This is a genomic window from Microbulbifer sp. MCCC 1A16149, from assembly GCF_050368945.1.
Classification (GTDB): Bacteria; Pseudomonadota; Gammaproteobacteria; order Pseudomonadales; family Cellvibrionaceae; genus Microbulbifer.
On record NZ_CP185959.1, the window covers coordinates 2326003 to 2342075 of the forward strand.

Sequence of the window (16073 nt, forward strand, 5' to 3'; positions counted from 1 at the left end):
GCCACCATGAACATCGACTGGAACGCATTTACCCCCCTGACCGCCCTCGCCGGCGGCATACTGATCGGACTTGCCAGCGCATGGCTCATCCTGATGAACGGCCGCATCGCCGGAATCTCCGGCATCCTGGGCGGCCTGCTGAATAACGAACGCGGCCAGCGCGGCTGGCAATTCGCCTTTATCCTGGGGCTGCTGGCCGGGCCCGCCATCTGGGGGATATTCCACGCCCTGCCAGCGATCGAGATCCGCGCCAGCTATCCAGTACTGATCGCTGCCGGCCTGCTGGTGGGTATCGGTACGCGTTACGCTGCCGGCTGCACCAGCGGGCACGGTGTTTGCGGTCTTTCGCGCCTGTCGCCCCGGTCACTGGCCGCCACCATGAGCTTTATGTTTGGTGGCTTCGCCACTGTGTATGTCGTCCGCCACCTGCTGGGAGCCTGAAGCAATGAATAAAGTCACTCTTTCCGCCTTTGTTTCCGGTTTGATTTTCAGCTTCGGCCTGCTGCTGTCCGGCATGGCCAACCCGGAAAAAGTCCTCGGTTTTCTCGACCTGTTCGGCGCCTGGGACCCATCCCTGGCCCTGGTCATGGGCGGCGCCATCGCCGTGGGGCTACCCGCTTTTACGCTGGCGAAAAAACGTCAGACTGCCGTTCTCGGAGGTGAAATCAACCTGCCTACCAAGCGTGAGCTCGACAAACGCCTGTTGCTTGGCAGCCTGGTTTTCGGCATTGGCTGGGGGCTCGCGGGCTTCTGTCCAGGCCCGGGCATTGTGGCAACCGGCGCCGCAGAAGCCGGTGCGCTGGTTTTCACTCTGGCGATGGTGACCGGCATGCTCGTATTCCGCGGGTTTGAAAATCGAAACCGGGCGGCCAGCTAAGCGGAGCGAACATACGGCACGGAATCCGCTGTCACTGGCGGGGCCCGCATTGCACCAGCTATCCTGTTGAGGTCCACCCTCCCCCGACCTCAAACAGCACAAGTAATGCGGGTTAAAAACTTCTTTCCCAACTGGCTGACAAGTTACCAGCGCCAGTGGCTGCCAGCCGACCTCACTGCAGCCCTGGTTTCCGGTATGTTACTGGTGCCTCAGGGGCTGGCCTATGCACTGCTCGCCGGCCTGCCGCCCCACGTGGGCCTTTACGCGAGCCTGCTCCCCCTGATTGCTTACGCTACCTTCGGCAGTAGCAGCGCCATGTCCGTGGGGCCTGCGGCCGTCCTGTCCCTGATGACCGTGTCAGCCCTGTCGTCACTGGCGGCCATCGGCAGCCCTGCCTATATCGCTGCTGCGATCATGCTCACCCTGCTCAGCGGCCTTTTCCTGTTCCTGATGGGGCTATTCAAGCTGGGCGCACTTTCCAATCTGTTGAGCCATCCCGTCATCAGTGGTTTTGTCTCTGGTGCCGCCGCACTGATCATCGTCGGCCAGCTGCCCGCCATCCTCGGCATTGAGGCTGAGGGCGACACCGCTTCGGTGAAACTGTTTCACGTGCTGGAGAACCTGCCGCAGGCGCACCTGCCGACAATGGCATTCGGTGTCGCCACGGCGGTGATATTGATCTTCAGTCGCCTGTGGCTGCCGATGCTGCTGTTTCGAATGGGCACACCGAAGCAGATCGCACGCCTCGCCGCGCGACTGATGCCTATGTTGCTGGTGCTCTGTGCAATTGCCCTGGTGCACTGGCTCAAGCTCGGCGACAAACTCGCCATCGTCGGTGAGATTCCCGCGGGACTGCCGAAGTTGTCGCTACCGGACTTCCGCTGGACCACGATCTACCAGCTGTTGTTGCCGGCACTGATCATTGCGCTGCTCGGGTTTGTAGAGAGCCACTCCATTGCCCAGGCACTGGCGGCCCGGCGCGGTGAACGCCTGAATGCGGATGGCGAATTGCTGGGACTGGGTGCGGCGAACATCACCAGCGCACTTTCCGGCGGCTTGCCCGTGGCCGGCAGTTTTTCCCGCACAGCGGTCAACGCCGAGGCCGGGGCCAAGTCGCCACTGGCCGGGGTGTTGTCCGCCCTGCTGATGATCCCGATCCTGCTGTACCTCACCGGCCTGTTCAGCGAACTGCCATTGACCGTGCTCGCAGCCATCATCATCGTCGCAGCCGCCAGCCTGTTCGACTTTAAGGGCTTCGTACACAACTGGCGTTACGACCGAACCGACGGCATCGCCATGCTGTGCACCTTTGCCGGCGTTCTGCTGTTTGGGGTGGAAGTGGGCATTGCACTGGGGATAGGTCTTTCCTTCGCCACCTTGATCTGGCGCAGCAGCCGCCCGCATATTGCGGTGGTGGGCCGTATGCCAGGCACCGAACACTTTCGCAATGTGGTGCGCTACGATGTGGAAACACAGAAGAACCTGCTGTTCCTGCGTATCGATGAAAGCCTGTTTTTCAGCAATATCAGCGCCGTGGAAGACCGCCTGCTGAGCGAGTTGAAGCGCCATCCGGACACCCGCGAGCTGGTGTTGATCCTCTCTTCCGTGAGTCGTATTGACGGCACCGCTCTGGAGCGTCTGCAACAGATCAACAAGGACCTCAGAAACCGCGATATTCGACTGCATCTGTCGGAAGTCAAAGGCCCGGTGCTGGATCGCCTGAGCCGCTCGAAGTTACTGGAGCACCTCACCGGTCGGGTATTTCTGTCCTCGTACATCGCAGAACTGGCCTTGCAACGGGAGGCCGAAGATCCCCCCGCAGCCACCGATAGCGTATAAAAAGACCTGTACCCGCCCCCTCAATACTGGCAATATATCCAGTATTTTTCAGGCAGTGCAGAGTTTTCATGTCAGGTGACGAGTCCCATCTCACGGATGAGCAAAAGGCCATCGCCAACCATCCCGGTGGTCACGCAAAAATCATTGCGGTAGCCGGGTCCGGCAAAACCACCGCCCTGCTCCACTACATCAAAAACCGCCTGGGAGCGGGCATTGCGCCGCAGGACATGCTGGTACTGATGTACAACCGCAGCGCCAAGGAAGACTTCAGCCAGCGCCTCAAGGCCCTGTGTGGAAACCGGGCCCCCGCGGTGAATACCTTTCACAGCATCGGCTACCGCCTTTATCAGCGCATGATTGCCCGCGGACACCTGTCCCCGGTCAACCTCAGCCCGTTGCCGCAATCACTGGTACAGCTGCAGATCTGGAAGGCGATTGAAGCCTGCGCGCCACCCGAGGAGCTCGAAGATATCCGCGCGCGCAAGCAGTCGGAAACCGAGGCCGCAGAGTTTTTTGTCGATTACACCAAAACCATTCTCACCGGAGACCTGAGCGCATTTCAGCAACTCAAGCTGGGCGACGAATATCTGTATTTTCTGAAGGTATTCCGTCATTTCGAGGACTGGCGGCGGGAACAGAAAGCGGTGACCTACGCGGACCTCATTTACGACCCGGCCATACTGTTTAGCATGCAGCCGGAAATTGCCGAAGAGTACGGCAGCGGTTATCAGGATATCCTGGTGGATGAATACCAGGATATCAATGCGGTGCAGCACTACCTGCTGCGCGTCCTGCACGGAAAATCCGGCAATGTGATCGCCATCGGTGACCCGGATCAGACCATCTACGAGTGGCGCGGGTCGCGCCCGGAATTTCTGTTGCGGCTGTTCGACGGGGACTTCCCGACCTCCAATACCTATCAACTGAGCCGCACTTTTCGCTACGGGCACAGCCTGTCCCTGGCTGCCAACCACTTCATTCACAACAATCGCGAGCGCGCAGATGTGTTCTGTCTGTCCGGCAAACCTGATGCAGAAACCCAGCTGCACCAGGTAAGCACCGGCAATGAGGGCAAGTGGCTGGTGGATCATGTACGGCGCTGCCAGAAGCAGGGGCTTCCCCTCGGCGAAATTGCCATACTGGTCCGCCTCTGGTCACTGGCAGCCCCTCTGGAGCTGGCGCTTCTGGCAAACAACATTCCCTACCGCTCCGGTAACCGCAATACGGTACTCTCCCGCCGCGAATTGCGCCCGCTGTTCTGGAGCCTGAATATTGCCGCGGGTCGATTTGCCGAGCAGACTGCAAAGCGTCGCGCACAGGGCCTCTATGAGTGGCTCACCGCCCCACATATTCGCATTGCCCGCGCGGTACTTGAGCCTGTGTGTGAACGACTCAGTCAGTACAGCAGCGGATGGGGCAAACAGTTGCTGAAACTGATTCCCGAATCCCTCAGCCAGCCGCAAATCAAGCGCCTGCGCCAGCGCGCGGAGCTGTTACAGCAGGTGGAAAAGTGGCGTGGCCATGGCGGTGAACTGGTGCGCCGCCAGCTGGGAGAGCTGGATTACCTGAGCGGTATTGGCGACGACGCATTCAATCGCCAGCAGGCGGAAGAAAAGCAACAGACCATCCTCGCGTTTTGCCAGTATCTGGATCAGCTGCGCCTGCCCCCGCGGGAAACCCTCGAACACCTGCAACAGCTGCAGCAACAACATCGCAGCCGGGATCAATCCTCGGGCCACGACGAGGATACCGAGCCTGCTGAAGCCATCCAGATCACCACCATGCACCAGGCCAAGGGACTGGAATGGGATCAGGTAATCATTCCGGCCCTGACCGTACATAACATGCCCTACCAACCGCAGCGCGACTTTTCCACGCCCGCGTCGACGGAGAGCGAACGCCGCCTGATGTACGTGGCAATGACCCGGGCGAAAAAGCAGCTGTACCTGCTGACCCCGGTACAGGAAGCCGATAAAGAAAAGGTAACGGGCAGCGATTCGGAACAGAAACCGTCGCTGTTTCTGGATGAAATGCACCTCTCACTCAGCAACCTGCTGGGCACGACACTGCGAACCCGCCCGGACAACCTCACCACTCGGGTGCCGATAACCCGACTTGCCCTAAGGTATCTGGCAGCCTGTGATTACAATCCGGATATCAATGCACCGCAGGCAGTGCAGAAAAAACCGCAGCTGGGAGAAAGTATTCGCCACCAGAAACTGGGCTATGGGCGGGTGGTCAAGTGGGAGGATGAGCGAGTGGAGATTCTGTTCAGCGATCGCAAAACTCGCCGCTTTGACTGGGAAAAACTCAGCCAATTCCTGATGTGAGGCGTGAAAGGCTAAAGAATGTAATCGCGCAGCCCTGGGGCTGCGCTAACCATCAGGAAGACTTACTCCCCCCCGGAGCCCCGGGCAAACTGCTGGCTTACATCAAAAAACAGCGGATATTCTTCACCGGACTCGGGATCACGCACCTGCATTTTGTCGTAGATTCCCTGCTTGTCATACACGATGGACTGATCGAGTACCTGCAGGCCTTTCAAGCGCACGAAGCCACGCAATTCAGAGGTGCTGATGGTGAGGAAAGCACTCTCCTGGGATTTTCCGTCACCGCTGTTTTCGATGGAGGTCATCAACCCCTCCACCATATAGCGGTGCTGATCTTCGCGCTCAAACTCGCCCGCCTGCCCGCTGCACACGACCCCAATCATGTGCGCTTCCAGACTCATGTAATTGGTCTTCAGCACTTTGTCGACGTTGTGCAGGCAATCGTCGAAGTCCGCCTGCTCCACTGAGCTGTAGGCTTCCGGTAAACCTTCCAGCTTCATCCCGCCATAGGGGTTATATTCCGGAGATTGCACATAGGCCTTGCGCAGCCGGTCGAAGTCCAGGGTAAAACTCAGCTGATAGGCTTCTCGCAGCAGTTGCCGGTATTCGCTCTGGTTTTGCTGGCGCAGAACCCCATCGCTGTCGGTATTCTGGGTAGTAGTGCCGCTACAGGCAGCGAGCGCCGCGCACAGACCAATCGCCAGCCCGCGCTGGATAGTTCCGCGGAGAGTAAAGTAGGTTTCAGGACGGAGTATTGCCATTGCTTGCTTCCGTTGCCGGTTTGACCCGGATTCCAAATAAACTTTTCTGTTGGGCTTCCACCAGCTGGGTCCGCGGACGGAGAAAATCACGCAATTTCTCCCGTTCCCACATGGCATCCTGATATCCCAACTCCATCAGTTCGCCCAAGTAAGGCTGTTCAAACAGGAGATAGCTAGCCGCAGAAGCACCGCCACCAGAAGTCGTGGCACCGGTGGAGCGGAACAGCCAGCGCAGTGCAGGTGGCAGGTAGCGTACCTTGCGTCCCGCGATTCGATCCAGGCTCTGGCTCGGCTCAATCACTGCAGACTCCACAGCCCGCAATGGCGCAAGCTCCGGCAGGAGTTTTTCGTCCACCGAGTCCAGTAGCAGATTCACCCTATCGAGGTGCTCGAGGTCGCCTTCAAGGCTGTCGATAAATGCTGCATTGAACAGCTGGCCGCCAATTTGCGCCAGCGATGGGGAATGCTTTGCCACCGTGCGCCGCTTCCCCCAGTGTACCGGGGAGCGGTTATCAGAGACACCCACCACAAACACCCGACTTGCGCCCAGGTGCAACGCCGGGCTGATCGGCGCCAGCTGTCGCACGGCACCGTCACCAAAATATTCGTCGCCAATTTTAACCGAAGGGAACAGCGTGGGAATGGCAGCAGATGCCATCAAATGCTCCACGGTAAGCTCGGTTCGCTCGCCGCATCGGCGGAAACGCCGCCACTCTTTCAGATCTTCACTACCCTGGAAGAAGCTGACCGACTCGCCCTGGTTGTATGACATGGCACTGATGCTGACCGCACGCAGGCGCCCCTCATCAATATTGCGCTGGATATTGCCAAACGGCACCACCTCCGTAACCAGCTCCCGTAGCGGAAGATTATCCAGAAGCGCCAGCGGTTTGCGGCGCGCCACACCGTGATTAAAAAAGGATCGCGAGATAGTAAAGATATTGCCGAGCAAGCTGCTCAAGTTGCTGCGATAGATCTGATCGACGGTAAGGCCCAACCACAGGTCGTAAAGGCGCGCTACCGCCTCCTTGAAGGTCCCGGGGTGCGTGGCCAGCACCAGCGCATTCACGGCACCTGCCGATGTGCCGCAAATGATCTTGAACGGATGAGGCTCGGAATCCGGCGTCAGCTCCGCCAGCGCTTTCAGCACACCCACCTGGTAAGCCGCACGGGCGCCACCACCGGAAAGCACGAGTGCGCCGGCGTTGTGAGTTTGGGGAGGGGGCGGGGTATTCACCGACAAAGTTTGCTACCAGATCGACAAAACCAGGGATACATTTTCTGATCTGCCCAAATTTCGAGCGATCTATCCCATGGAAAATTATTTTGGCTAGAGAGCACTGTGGTTCAGCATAGCAGGCAACAGACGCGCCTGACACCGAGGTCATGGCAAGGCTGCGTGCAATTTCACAGTTTTGACCACAATCGCGTTATCGGGTCATATCCACCACGTAACGCCCTATGCCGTGGCCCCGATGCAGTCGCGCGAGAAATTCCGGCGCCTGGTCCAGGGAGATGTCCTCGGCAATTTTCTGCAGTTGCTCGCCGATATACCAGTCTCCCGCGAGCTTCTCCCATACCTCAGTCTTCTTTGCCAAGGGCAGCTCCACGCTGTCCACACCCAAAAGGCTGATACCGCGAAGAATAAAGGGAAATACATTGGCCTGAAACTGCGCGCCCGACGCCATACCGCACGCGGCAACACCGCCGCCGTACTTGAGGCACTTGATGACGTTGAACAGGGTTTCCCCGCCCACCGAATCCACCGCCCATGCCCACAGAGGCTTGGCAATAGCCTTGTCCGCGAACGGTGCCAGAGTCTCCCGATCGAGAACCTTCCAGGCGCCCAGACTGGTGAGAAACTCCGCCGATTCGAGCTTGCCGGTCACCGCTGCCACCTTGAAACCGAGTTTCGCCAGCAGTGCCACGGCGATGGAACCTACGCCGCCAGTAGCGCCAGTGACCAGCACCTCGCCGTCCTCAGGCGCGGCGCCGGCTTCAAGCAGCTTCTCGACACACAGTCCTGCGGTCAGTCCCGCAGTCCCCAGGGTCATTGCCTCGCGCGCGGTGAGCCCTTCCGGCAGGCGCGCCACCCATTCGACTGGAGTGGCAATCCTCTCGGCAAGGCCGCCGGAAGTATTCATGCCAAGGTCGTAACCGGTTACCAGCACCCTGTCGCCGGGCGCAAAGGTACCGCTTTCATCGGAGATCACGGTACCCGCCGCATCGATACCCGGGGTATGCGGATACTCCCGGGTAACTGCGCGATTACCAAACGCCGACAGCGCATCCTTGTAATTCAAAGAGGAATGGGTGACCGAAATAGCAACCGGATAGTCCGGCAGTTGGGAAACAAGGCGATCAACGATTACCTGATCGTATTTCCCCGCAGCCACTTCCTCTACCAGCATCGCGCGAAAAGTATTGTCAGACATAGCAATTCCCTTAACCGGTCCGTACATACCGATACCAGTCTATCCGCGAGCCGCACCCCATAAAAGCCCGGCCCTGCTCCTGAATGAATTCCTGAAAGAGCCCCCCGAAAGATGCCCTATTTTCACTGTGCCTGATGACGCCAGGCGGCGAGACGGGAGAACAAGCGCGCCAGCGCCCCCTCTATTCCGGTCTGCGCAGCAAAACCGATTTTCTTGGCGATATTCTGGCGCTCTTTGTACTCGACCTGGAACAGGTCCGCGTTCTCCGCGCGCGCGGTGAGATACTCATCCGATGTTTTGATCTCGTCTATCAGCGCGAGGTCCAGGGCGCGCTGACCGAACCATACTTCCCCGGTAGCCACTTTGCCGATATCCAGCTGCGGACGATACTCCGACACAAAGTGCTGGAACAGCGTGTGGATTTCCTCCAGATCACTCTGGAACTTCTCTTTTCCTTCCTGGGTGTTTTCCCCAAACATGGTCACTGTGCGTTTATATTCACCGGCAGTAAACAGCTCGAAATCCACGTCATTTCTCTGCAACAAACGGTGGAAGTTGGGCAACTGTGCCACGACACCGATAGATCCCAGCATAGCAAACGGTGCTGCCAGAATACGATCCGCCACACAGGCCATCATATAACCGCCACTGGCAGCCACTTTATCTACGACAATGGTCAGTTTGACACCGGCACTGCGTACCCGCGCCAACTGACTGGCCGCGAGACCGTAATTTGCAACCATCCCCCCGGGGCTCTCCAGACACACAACAACTTCATCGCCTTTATCCGCGATCTGCAAAATTGCAGTGATTTCTTCGCGCAGGTTGGTCAGCGCACTGGCCTTGATATCCCCATCAAAATGCACAACAAACAGGCGCTTGCGCGCATCCGCTTGTGCTGCGGTTTCCACAGCAGGTTCATCTGTAGCTGTATCGCTCACTTCACCACTGACACCGGCCTCTGCATCTGCCTCGGCCTGCTCGGCCGCTTTCACTTCGCGGCTCTCGTCCGCGCCAGTTTTTTTCGCTTCTTCCTTGCGCGCCTTGGCTGCCGCTTTCAGCTCTGCCTTGCGCTTTTTCGCATTCGCCTTGGCTTCCGCTTTCTTGTCTTTTTCCTGCTGCTTTCTGCGCTCGTTGTAATCAGCGTGGTCCATCACCGCCTCGAGCAAGGTTTCTTTCATTTCCTCAAAGCGATCATTCAAACGGGTTACAGCAATATGGCCAGGCTGCCGATCCTTGGTATGTGCCCGATTGGCAACGATGATTCCGATTACCACCAACAGTGCCACCACAACAGTGACCACCTTCGCCAGAAACAGGCCGTACTCACTCAAAAATTCCACTCAACCCCCAATTACTATCGGTTCTTTTAACTGCTATCGGTTCTTGTAACTGCCTGCCTGGCTCTACTGCCACTCGTTCAACGCTGAACGCGCCTGCTGATTTAACGGGCGCGCAAGCAGCCCTGTATGACTGATCCGCACCTCGTATACAGCACCGTCTTCCATAGGCAAGAAAGTGGCACTGCCGTAGACCGCATCCACAATCGGCAGCCGGTTATCCATATTGCGCAAGGTGCTCCATACATCGACCACATGGCCGCTTTCATCCAGGGCGTATACGGAGCGCTCCTTGTTGCGCTCGTCCTGCAGGGTCAGGTAGCGCCCGCTCAGGCGATCCAGTCGATAGGCCGGCTCGATCCCCCAACGCGCAAGTGCACCTTTCCACTTCAACATCCTGGCATCCAGCTGCCACTGGTCTCCGTAGAGTTCAAACTCCTTGGAAATACCGTCGTCATCGGCAAATTTCACCATAAAGTGCTGGTCACCAAGGCGCTCGAATGAAACCGTGCCGACACTGTGCTCATCCGCCAGGTTCCGATAGCTGTAGACATCGAGTGCCACCAGCACGATCAGCAATGCTCCCGCCAATAGCAACAAGCCGACGGTGCCTCGCAGAAAACCCAACAACCAGCTGCCTTTAAGCAGTACCTTGCCGCCCCAAAACACCAATAACAGAGCGACAAAGGCAATCAGAAATGTAATCGCGATATACATTATCTTGTTCCTTGCCTAATAATCATTCAGCCAAGGGCGGTAGCGCCCTTCACCCTTTTTGTTCGATAAATGTTCGTATCAATTGTCCCGAGAGGGTTTCTGCGGGAGGAATGGTTGCCGGGACCTCGCTGCGATGGAACCAGCGCGCCTCGGAAATTTCCTCCTGATCAGGCGCCAGAGTGCCACCCACTGCCTCCGCCAGGAAGCCGATCATCAGCTGCCCGGGAAATGGCCAGGACTGGCTGCCCACATAATGCACCCTTCCCGTTTCAAGTCCGACTTCTTCACGCACTTCCCGCGCCAGTGCCTGTTCCGCGTTTTCGCCTGGTTCGATAAAACCTGCCAGCGCGGTGTGCAACGCCTGGCGATGCCTGGCATGTCGCGCCAGCAGACACTCATCTCCGCGCGTCACCAGCATGATGACACAGGGCGAGATACGGGGGTACACCGCCAGTGTGCAGTGGTCGCATACCCGTGCACGATCCCGCGAGTGGTACATGGTGCGGAGACCACAGCGCCCACAGAACTGATGGTCCAGATCCCAGTTCACAATCTGCATTGCACGGCCGACCAGGAAAAACACCGGCTCCTCTACAACGCCCAACAGGCTGCGCAGGCTGCGCCACTCGCAGCCGGGAATATCCAGGCGAATCGGCAGATAGTGCACGCCACAACTGTCGCCCCGCCACTCTCCCAGGTAGTGGCTGGCAACTTTGTCTTTAACCGCAGGGGGAAATTGTACGGGGAGGGAAGCGTGAATGGGCCCCTGGGCCGAGCAAAGCACTTCGCCATTGGACACAACGATGTGCTGCTGAAATTCCGGGTGCGGCAATACACACCCGGCGGGAGTGAAATCTGTCATAGAAAAATAAAGCTCGCCGGATCACAGGCCCAAGACTGCACCATGGGCCTGTATCAGGCAACCTCCACCGGATACCCAAGCGCCTCGAGGCTCTCGACAGCGAGGTCCAGAGATTGCTTGTCCGCATTCCGATGGAGCTTCACCTCACCAAGATAATATTCGAGGCTGATAATCGCATCGGCGAAAATTTCCAGCGATTGCTCTACGGCGGGCGCGACGTTTTTCTGATCGATCACCGCATCGACAAAATGTACCAGCCGCTCAACTACGGCGGCGGCGCGCGAAAGGCTCAGCACAACCAGCCCGCCGCGCACACTATTGAGAGTGGTGGATACATTGCGAATATGGCCATGATCAAAACCGGAATCCGCATAAGAGGCCAGCGCACGCTTGATCAAAGAGAGACCCGCCTCCGCTTCTTTCAGTACGGCGAGCTCAGCCTCAGCGAGCTGGCTGCGCTCCAGTGCGATATCCGCCTGTCCAGTTTCGTCCAGTTCGATACAGGAGCTCTGACGCAGGGCACGAATGGTGCTGTCGACAGTCAAGATCTGGTTGGTCAGCTGCTGCAACGCATTATCCGCTGCACGCCCACCGGCCAAGGCACAGCTCTGATAAGCGTTAAGGGAACCGGCCAGGTTTTCACCGATTCTGCGGAAATTGAGCATTACCAGGGTATTGGCGATTCGGCGCAGGGTTTCCACCATGCCACCCTCACCATCGAGGCCAGTCACACCGATCATTTCGGCATCATCCAGCATACGCCGGACCCCGGACAGCTCTTCATCAAGGGCATTGGCAACGGCCGCAATTGCGGTTGCACCAGGGCCACCCAGGCTGGCGCGATCGCGCTCCAGCTCGGGCTCCCGGTATGGCAAGGGCTTTACGCCGAACAGCTGGAGCATCTTTTCACCCTGCCCGGCCAGAGCCAGCCAGTACAGGCACTCTTTGACCAGCACCGGTGGCGCGGCCTGATCCAGCGCTGCATCACCTTCGCGCGCAATGTTGCGCAGTCGGCGATCCAGCATGCTGAACACCATAACCCGCTGACGGTTTACCAGCATTTCACTTGCCGCCATGGCCGAAATCGCAGCAGCGGCGACGGTCCAAAGCTTGCCGTTCGGCCGACCGGCGCAGACACTGGCAATTCGCTGCAGCGCACGGGCCATCATGGTGTACGCGGGTCCGCGCGGTTTGCCTTTAAGCAAAGCCAGTAGACCAACCTGATACATATGACGGAAGCGCCGCACAAAGGACTTGAGATCTTCCGACATCACAGCAGATGACACCGCACCCGGCACGTTGGCATCCAGTCGGCAACGCAAGAAATGGCTTTCGGGAACTGGCGCCTGGGCGCGAGCCAGCCGCAGGTTATTAATATAGGGAACCAGCAGTTCCGGACGCGGTGCGGCCCGGTTTTGAACAAAGTCCAGATAGCGGGTCAGCACATAAAATGCGGTGCCCACCCCTTCCAACAATTCCTGGGGGGATTGCTGCCGGTCCTGCAGCAGGTCGCCCATAGCCGTCAGCATTTCCTGAGCAAGGAGCTCTGCTGCGGTCAGCTGGACCATCTGCAGGACGCCAGTCACTTGCCTCAGTCCCTGAATACAATTTTCCAGAGCCGGCTTATCCGTGTAATCAGCTGCGAACTGATCCAGATAGCTAGTCGCTCCCTCGATACTCGTAACCAGCTCATCTTTTACCAGACTGACAGAAGTCAGGTTGATCTCGCGCAATTCACTCATTGCCTACACCACTGCAATCTTTATTGAATTATTCCTGCCCGGGGCCACTACCATTCCTCCATATAGTGACTTTCCTCCCCTGCCCGCGCTGTGCGTCGGGAAACAATCGGGGCAGAAAAGCAATTTATACCAAACCGCACGATAGTCCACCTTTAACGGCCCTATTTCCATCGAACAATCGACAAAACCGGGGCACAGGCTCGACAACCGGTAAAACCAATTGAATTTTTCACAGGAAATGGGTAGGTTTCCGAACGCCTCGTCCTGCCCAAGTACGGGGCCTACGGGGAAATAAGGAAGTAGTAATAACTATGAACGCGCTCAACGACACCATGCCAAGAGCAGATGGCGGCATCGGCCGGGCTTTTACCGATAACTTTCTCGGTGAAGCACCCGATTGGTACAAGCTTACCATTGCCGTATTTTTGATCATCAATCCGATCTTGCTTTACGCCACCTCGCCGTTTATTACTGGCTGGGTATTGATTGGCGAATTCATTTTCACCCTCGCCATGGCGCTCAAGTGCTACCCATTACAACCCGGCGGCCTGCTCGCGATTGAGGCAGTGCTATTGGGTATGACCAGCAGCGACTCGGTTTTCCGGGAAGTCACCGATAATATCCAGGTAATCCTGCTACTGATGTTCATGGTTGCGGGCATCTACTTCATGAAAAGCCTGCTGCTGTACGTGTTCACCAAATTGCTGATCATGGTGCGCTCCAAGACCACGCTATCCCTGCTGTTTTGTGGGGTATCTGCGATTCTTTCCGCATTCCTAGACGCGTTGACTGTAACTGCAGTACTGATCAGTGTCGCCGTTGGGTTTTACGCGGTTTATCACAAAGTGGCGTCCAACCGTCAGCCACATCATGAACATGACCATTCAAAAGATGACGAAGTGGTGGAATATCACCGCTCCGACCTCGATCAGTTCCGCGCATTTCTGCGCAGCCTGATTATGCACGGCGCTGTCGGCACAGCGCTGGGCGGTGTCTGCACCCTGGTGGGCGAGCCCCAGAACCTGCTTATTGCAGAAAAAGCTGGCTGGGACTTCGTTCAATTTTTCGTCAACATGGCGCCGGTCACCATGCCTGCATTTGCCGCAGGCCTGATTACCTGTGTCCTGCTGGAAAAAACCGGCATCTGCGGTTACGGAGCCAAACTCCCCGACGCGGTGCGCGGTGTACTGGCCAACTTCGCTCGCGAACAAGAAGAGAAACGCACCCAGCGGGATATTGTTGAACTGTGGGTTCAAGGTATTGTCGCAGCGCTACTGGTGCTGTCCCTCGCCTTCCACGTGGCGGAAGTCGGCATTATCGGCCTGATGGTTATCGTACTACTGACTTCTTTTAACGGCGTTATTCAAGAAGCGCGCATCGGCCACGCATTCGAAGAGGCGCTGCCGTTTACCGCACTACTGGTGGTATTTTTCGCCATCGTTGCCGTCATTCACGAACAGCATCTGTTTGAGCCGGTCACCCACTTTGTGCTCAGCCTCGAGCTAGAGCAACAACCGGGCATGCTGTTCCTGGCCAATGGCCTGCTGTCCATGATCAGCGACAATGTGTTTGTGGCAACGGTTTATATCAACGAGGTCAAAACGGCGCTGACCGCTGGAGATATTACCCGCGAGCACTTCGATAAGCTGGCCATCGCCATCAACACCGGCACCAACCTGCCGAGCGTCGCCACCCCGAATGGACAGGCTGCTTTTCTGTTCCTGCTCACCTCCGCGCTGGCACCGCTAATCCGATTGTCCTACGGCAAGATGGTTATCATGGCCCTGCCATATACCATCGTCCTCACTGCCGTTGCGCTGTTCTGTGTGGTGACAGCGCTCTGAAGTAGTTGGGCACGGTGATTATTACCAGTAAAAAAGGGGCCAAGTGGCCCCTTTTTTACTACGCGATTTAAGCGCTAAGTAGTGACAGCGCGGGCACTCGGCGCCCGCACTTCGCATTGTTACCAGAAGTGTTTTCCTGCCGATTTTTCCAGCAGCGCGAGGAACTCACCGTGAGATTGCTCCTCTTCTGCACTGGCTCGTACCACGGACAGGGGAGCTCGATCTACACTCAAACGGCGAATGGTACCCGCCTCCATCTGCTGATTTTCCTCAGCACTCCCCTCTTCCGAGCTGCTTCCAGCCCCGGCGAGCATCAGATCTGTCTGGCCGCCGGTCATCAGCAGGTAGACGTCGGCAAGAATCTCCGCATCAAGCAGTGCGCCGTGCAGGTCGCGCTGGGAGTTGTCGACAAAGTACCGCTTACACAAGGCATCCAGGTTGTTTTTTTGCCCCGGGTGCTTTTCCCGCGCCATGGTCAGCGTATCCAGCACACCACAGTGGACTGCAACGCTTTGCCAACGGGGGTTACCGAGTCGCTTTAGCTCAGCATCGATAAAGCCCACATCGAACGGCGCGTTGTGAATTACCAGTTCCGCACCATCACAGAACGTCATGAACTCATCGGCGACCTGGGAAAAAACCGGTTTGTCGGCGAGAAATTCGTTGGTAATCCCGTGCACTTCAATTGCCCCGTCGTCGACTTCGCGCTCGGGGTTGATGTACTGGTGATAGTGCTTGCCGGTAAGCTTGCGATTGATCAGCTCGACACAGCCGATCTCAATAATGCGATGCCCGGACTTGGGGTCGAGGCCGGTAGTTTCTGTATCGAGTACGATCTGGCGCATGGATTTATTCCCCCAGCTCATCAATGCCGCGGTTTGCCAGTGCATCCGCGCGCTCGTTTCCCGGATTTCCCGCGTGCCCTTTCACCCAGTGCCACTGCACTTCATGATTCGTGATCGCCGCATCCAGGGCCTGCCAGAGGTCGGCATTTTTCACCGGCTTTTTATTCGCGGTTTTCCAACCGTTGCGCTTCCAGTTGTGGATCCACCCGGTGATACCTTGCCGCACATATTGTGAATCTGTATGCAGGTCCACTTGGCAGCGCTGGTTGAGGGCATCCAGGGCCTTGATGGCCGCCATCAGCTCCATGCGATTGTTGGTGGTCATGGATTCACCACCACAAAGTTCTTTTTCGGCATCGCCGCTCATCAGCAATGCGCCCCAGCCACCCGGACCGGGGTTTCCCCGGCAGGCGCCATCGGTGTAAATCGTAACTTGTTTCAAGTCTGGCTCTTGTAATTAGAATCAGGTTCAGTGATAGCG

14 protein-coding genes are annotated in these 16073 nt (G+C 57.5%); 5 read left to right on the top strand and 9 right to left on the bottom strand.

The features are described from left to right. Positions 1–6: 6 nt before the first annotated feature. The 4 genes from ACONT6_RS09870 (at position 7) to ACONT6_RS09885 (ending at position 5046) form a co-directional block, all read left to right on the top strand. Positions 7–441, top strand: coding sequence for a YeeE/YedE family protein (locus ACONT6_RS09870; RefSeq protein ID WP_428818373.1), 435 nt, complete (start codon positions 7–9; stop codon positions 439–441). Between the two features lie 4 nt (positions 442–445). Beyond that, positions 446–877, top strand: a complete 432-nt coding sequence (locus ACONT6_RS09875; RefSeq protein WP_181252911.1) for a DUF6691 family protein — start codon at positions 446–448, stop codon at positions 875–877. Positions 878–982: 105 nt separating this feature from the next. Further along, on the top strand, positions 983–2716 hold the full coding sequence (locus ACONT6_RS09880; protein ID WP_428818374.1) for a SulP family inorganic anion transporter: 1734 nt from the start codon (positions 983–985) through the stop codon (positions 2714–2716). Between the two features lie 68 nt (positions 2717–2784). Further along, the gene (locus tag ACONT6_RS09885) at positions 2785–5046 is read left to right on the top strand and encodes an ATP-dependent helicase (RefSeq protein WP_428818375.1); all 2262 of its coding nucleotides are present in this window, start codon (positions 2785–2787) and stop codon (positions 5044–5046) included. Positions 5047–5108: 62 nt separating this feature from the next. Here the strand turns inward: ACONT6_RS09885 and ACONT6_RS09890 are convergent, their stop codons facing one another. The 7 genes from ACONT6_RS09890 to ACONT6_RS09920 all read right to left on the bottom strand — a co-directional run bounded on the left by ACONT6_RS09890 (position 5109) and on the right by ACONT6_RS09920 (position 12903). Beyond that, a complete protein-coding gene (locus ACONT6_RS09890) occupies positions 5109–5807 on the bottom strand; it encodes a DUF4919 domain-containing protein (protein ID WP_428818376.1) in 699 nt (232 codons plus the stop codon). Then, entirely contained in the window at positions 5788–7044 is a 1257-nt protein-coding gene (locus tag ACONT6_RS09895; RefSeq protein WP_428818377.1) for a patatin-like phospholipase family protein, read from the bottom strand. Before ACONT6_RS09895 ends, ACONT6_RS09890 begins: the two co-directional genes overlap by 20 nt. 193 nt (positions 7045–7237) lie before the next feature. Continuing rightward, positions 7238–8242 carry a YhdH/YhfP family quinone oxidoreductase gene (locus tag ACONT6_RS09900; protein WP_428818378.1) on the bottom strand — a complete coding sequence of 335 codons (1005 nt, stop codon included), beginning with the start codon at positions 8240–8242 and terminating at the stop codon, positions 7238–7240. 122 nt (positions 8243–8364) lie between these two features. Next, the gene (sohB, locus tag ACONT6_RS09905; protein WP_428818379.1) at positions 8365–9585 is read right to left on the bottom strand and encodes a protease SohB; all 1221 of its coding nucleotides are present in this window, start codon (positions 9583–9585) and stop codon (positions 8365–8367) included. Positions 9586–9648: 63 nt separating this feature from the next. Further along, a complete protein-coding gene (locus ACONT6_RS09910; RefSeq protein WP_428818380.1) occupies positions 9649–10299 on the bottom strand; it encodes a cation/multidrug efflux pump in 651 nt (216 codons plus the stop codon). A gap of 49 nt (positions 10300–10348) precedes the next feature. Then, the gene (gene nudC / locus ACONT6_RS09915; RefSeq protein WP_428818381.1) at positions 10349–11161 is read right to left on the bottom strand and encodes an NAD(+) diphosphatase; all 813 of its coding nucleotides are present in this window, start codon (positions 11159–11161) and stop codon (positions 10349–10351) included. 53 nt (positions 11162–11214) lie between these two features. Beyond that, positions 11215–12903, bottom strand: a complete 1689-nt coding sequence (locus ACONT6_RS09920; RefSeq protein ID WP_428818382.1) for a hypothetical protein — start codon at positions 12901–12903, stop codon at positions 11215–11217. A gap of 311 nt (positions 12904–13214) precedes the next feature. On the opposite strand from ACONT6_RS09920, the gene nhaB reads away from it, so the two are divergent. Continuing rightward, positions 13215–14747 carry a sodium/proton antiporter NhaB gene (nhaB, locus tag ACONT6_RS09925; protein ID WP_428818383.1) on the top strand — a complete coding sequence of 511 codons (1533 nt, stop codon included), beginning with the start codon at positions 13215–13217 and terminating at the stop codon, positions 14745–14747. Positions 14748–14866: 119 nt separating this feature from the next. Here nhaB and dnaQ read toward each other — a convergent pair whose 3' ends face one another. Beyond that, complete coding sequence (dnaQ, locus tag ACONT6_RS09930; protein WP_428821503.1) at positions 14867–15592, bottom strand: DNA polymerase III subunit epsilon; 726 nt, start codon at positions 15590–15592, stop codon at positions 14867–14869. 4 nt (positions 15593–15596) lie between these two features. Further along, the gene (gene rnhA / locus ACONT6_RS09935; RefSeq protein WP_181252901.1) at positions 15597–16034 is read right to left on the bottom strand and encodes a ribonuclease HI; all 438 of its coding nucleotides are present in this window, start codon (positions 16032–16034) and stop codon (positions 15597–15599) included. Between the last annotated feature and the right edge of the window lie 39 nt (positions 16035–16073).

What these genes read in the sequence shown, in the direction of transcription:
- nhaB (WP_428818383.1), top strand. Translation starts at nt 13,215, where the DNA reads ATGAACGCGCTCAACGACACCATGCCAAGAGCAGATGGCGGCATCGGC.
- ACONT6_RS09900 (WP_428818378.1), bottom strand. Translation starts at nt 8,242, where the DNA reads ATGTCTGACAATACTTTTCGCGCGATGCTGGTAGAGGAAGTGGCTGCG.
- ACONT6_RS09880 (WP_428818374.1), top strand. Translation starts at nt 983, where the DNA reads ATGCGGGTTAAAAACTTCTTTCCCAACTGGCTGACAAGTTACCAGCGC.
- ACONT6_RS09885 (WP_428818375.1), top strand. Translation starts at nt 2,785, where the DNA reads ATGTCAGGTGACGAGTCCCATCTCACGGATGAGCAAAAGGCCATCGCC.
- ACONT6_RS09870 (WP_428818373.1), top strand. Translation starts at nt 7, where the DNA reads ATGAACATCGACTGGAACGCATTTACCCCCCTGACCGCCCTCGCCGGC.
- ACONT6_RS09910 (WP_428818380.1), bottom strand. Translation starts at nt 10,299, where the DNA reads ATGTATATCGCGATTACATTTCTGATTGCCTTTGTCGCTCTGTTATTG.
- ACONT6_RS09875 (WP_181252911.1), top strand. Translation starts at nt 446, where the DNA reads ATGAATAAAGTCACTCTTTCCGCCTTTGTTTCCGGTTTGATTTTCAGC.
- ACONT6_RS09890 (WP_428818376.1), bottom strand. Translation starts at nt 5,807, where the DNA reads ATGGCAATACTCCGTCCTGAAACCTACTTTACTCTCCGCGGAACTATC.
- ACONT6_RS09920 (WP_428818382.1), bottom strand. Translation starts at nt 12,903, where the DNA reads ATGAGTGAATTGCGCGAGATCAACCTGACTTCTGTCAGTCTGGTAAAA.
- dnaQ (WP_428821503.1), bottom strand. Translation starts at nt 15,592, where the DNA reads ATGCGCCAGATCGTACTCGATACAGAAACTACCGGCCTCGACCCCAAG.
- nudC (WP_428818381.1), bottom strand. Translation starts at nt 11,161, where the DNA reads ATGACAGATTTCACTCCCGCCGGGTGTGTATTGCCGCACCCGGAATTT.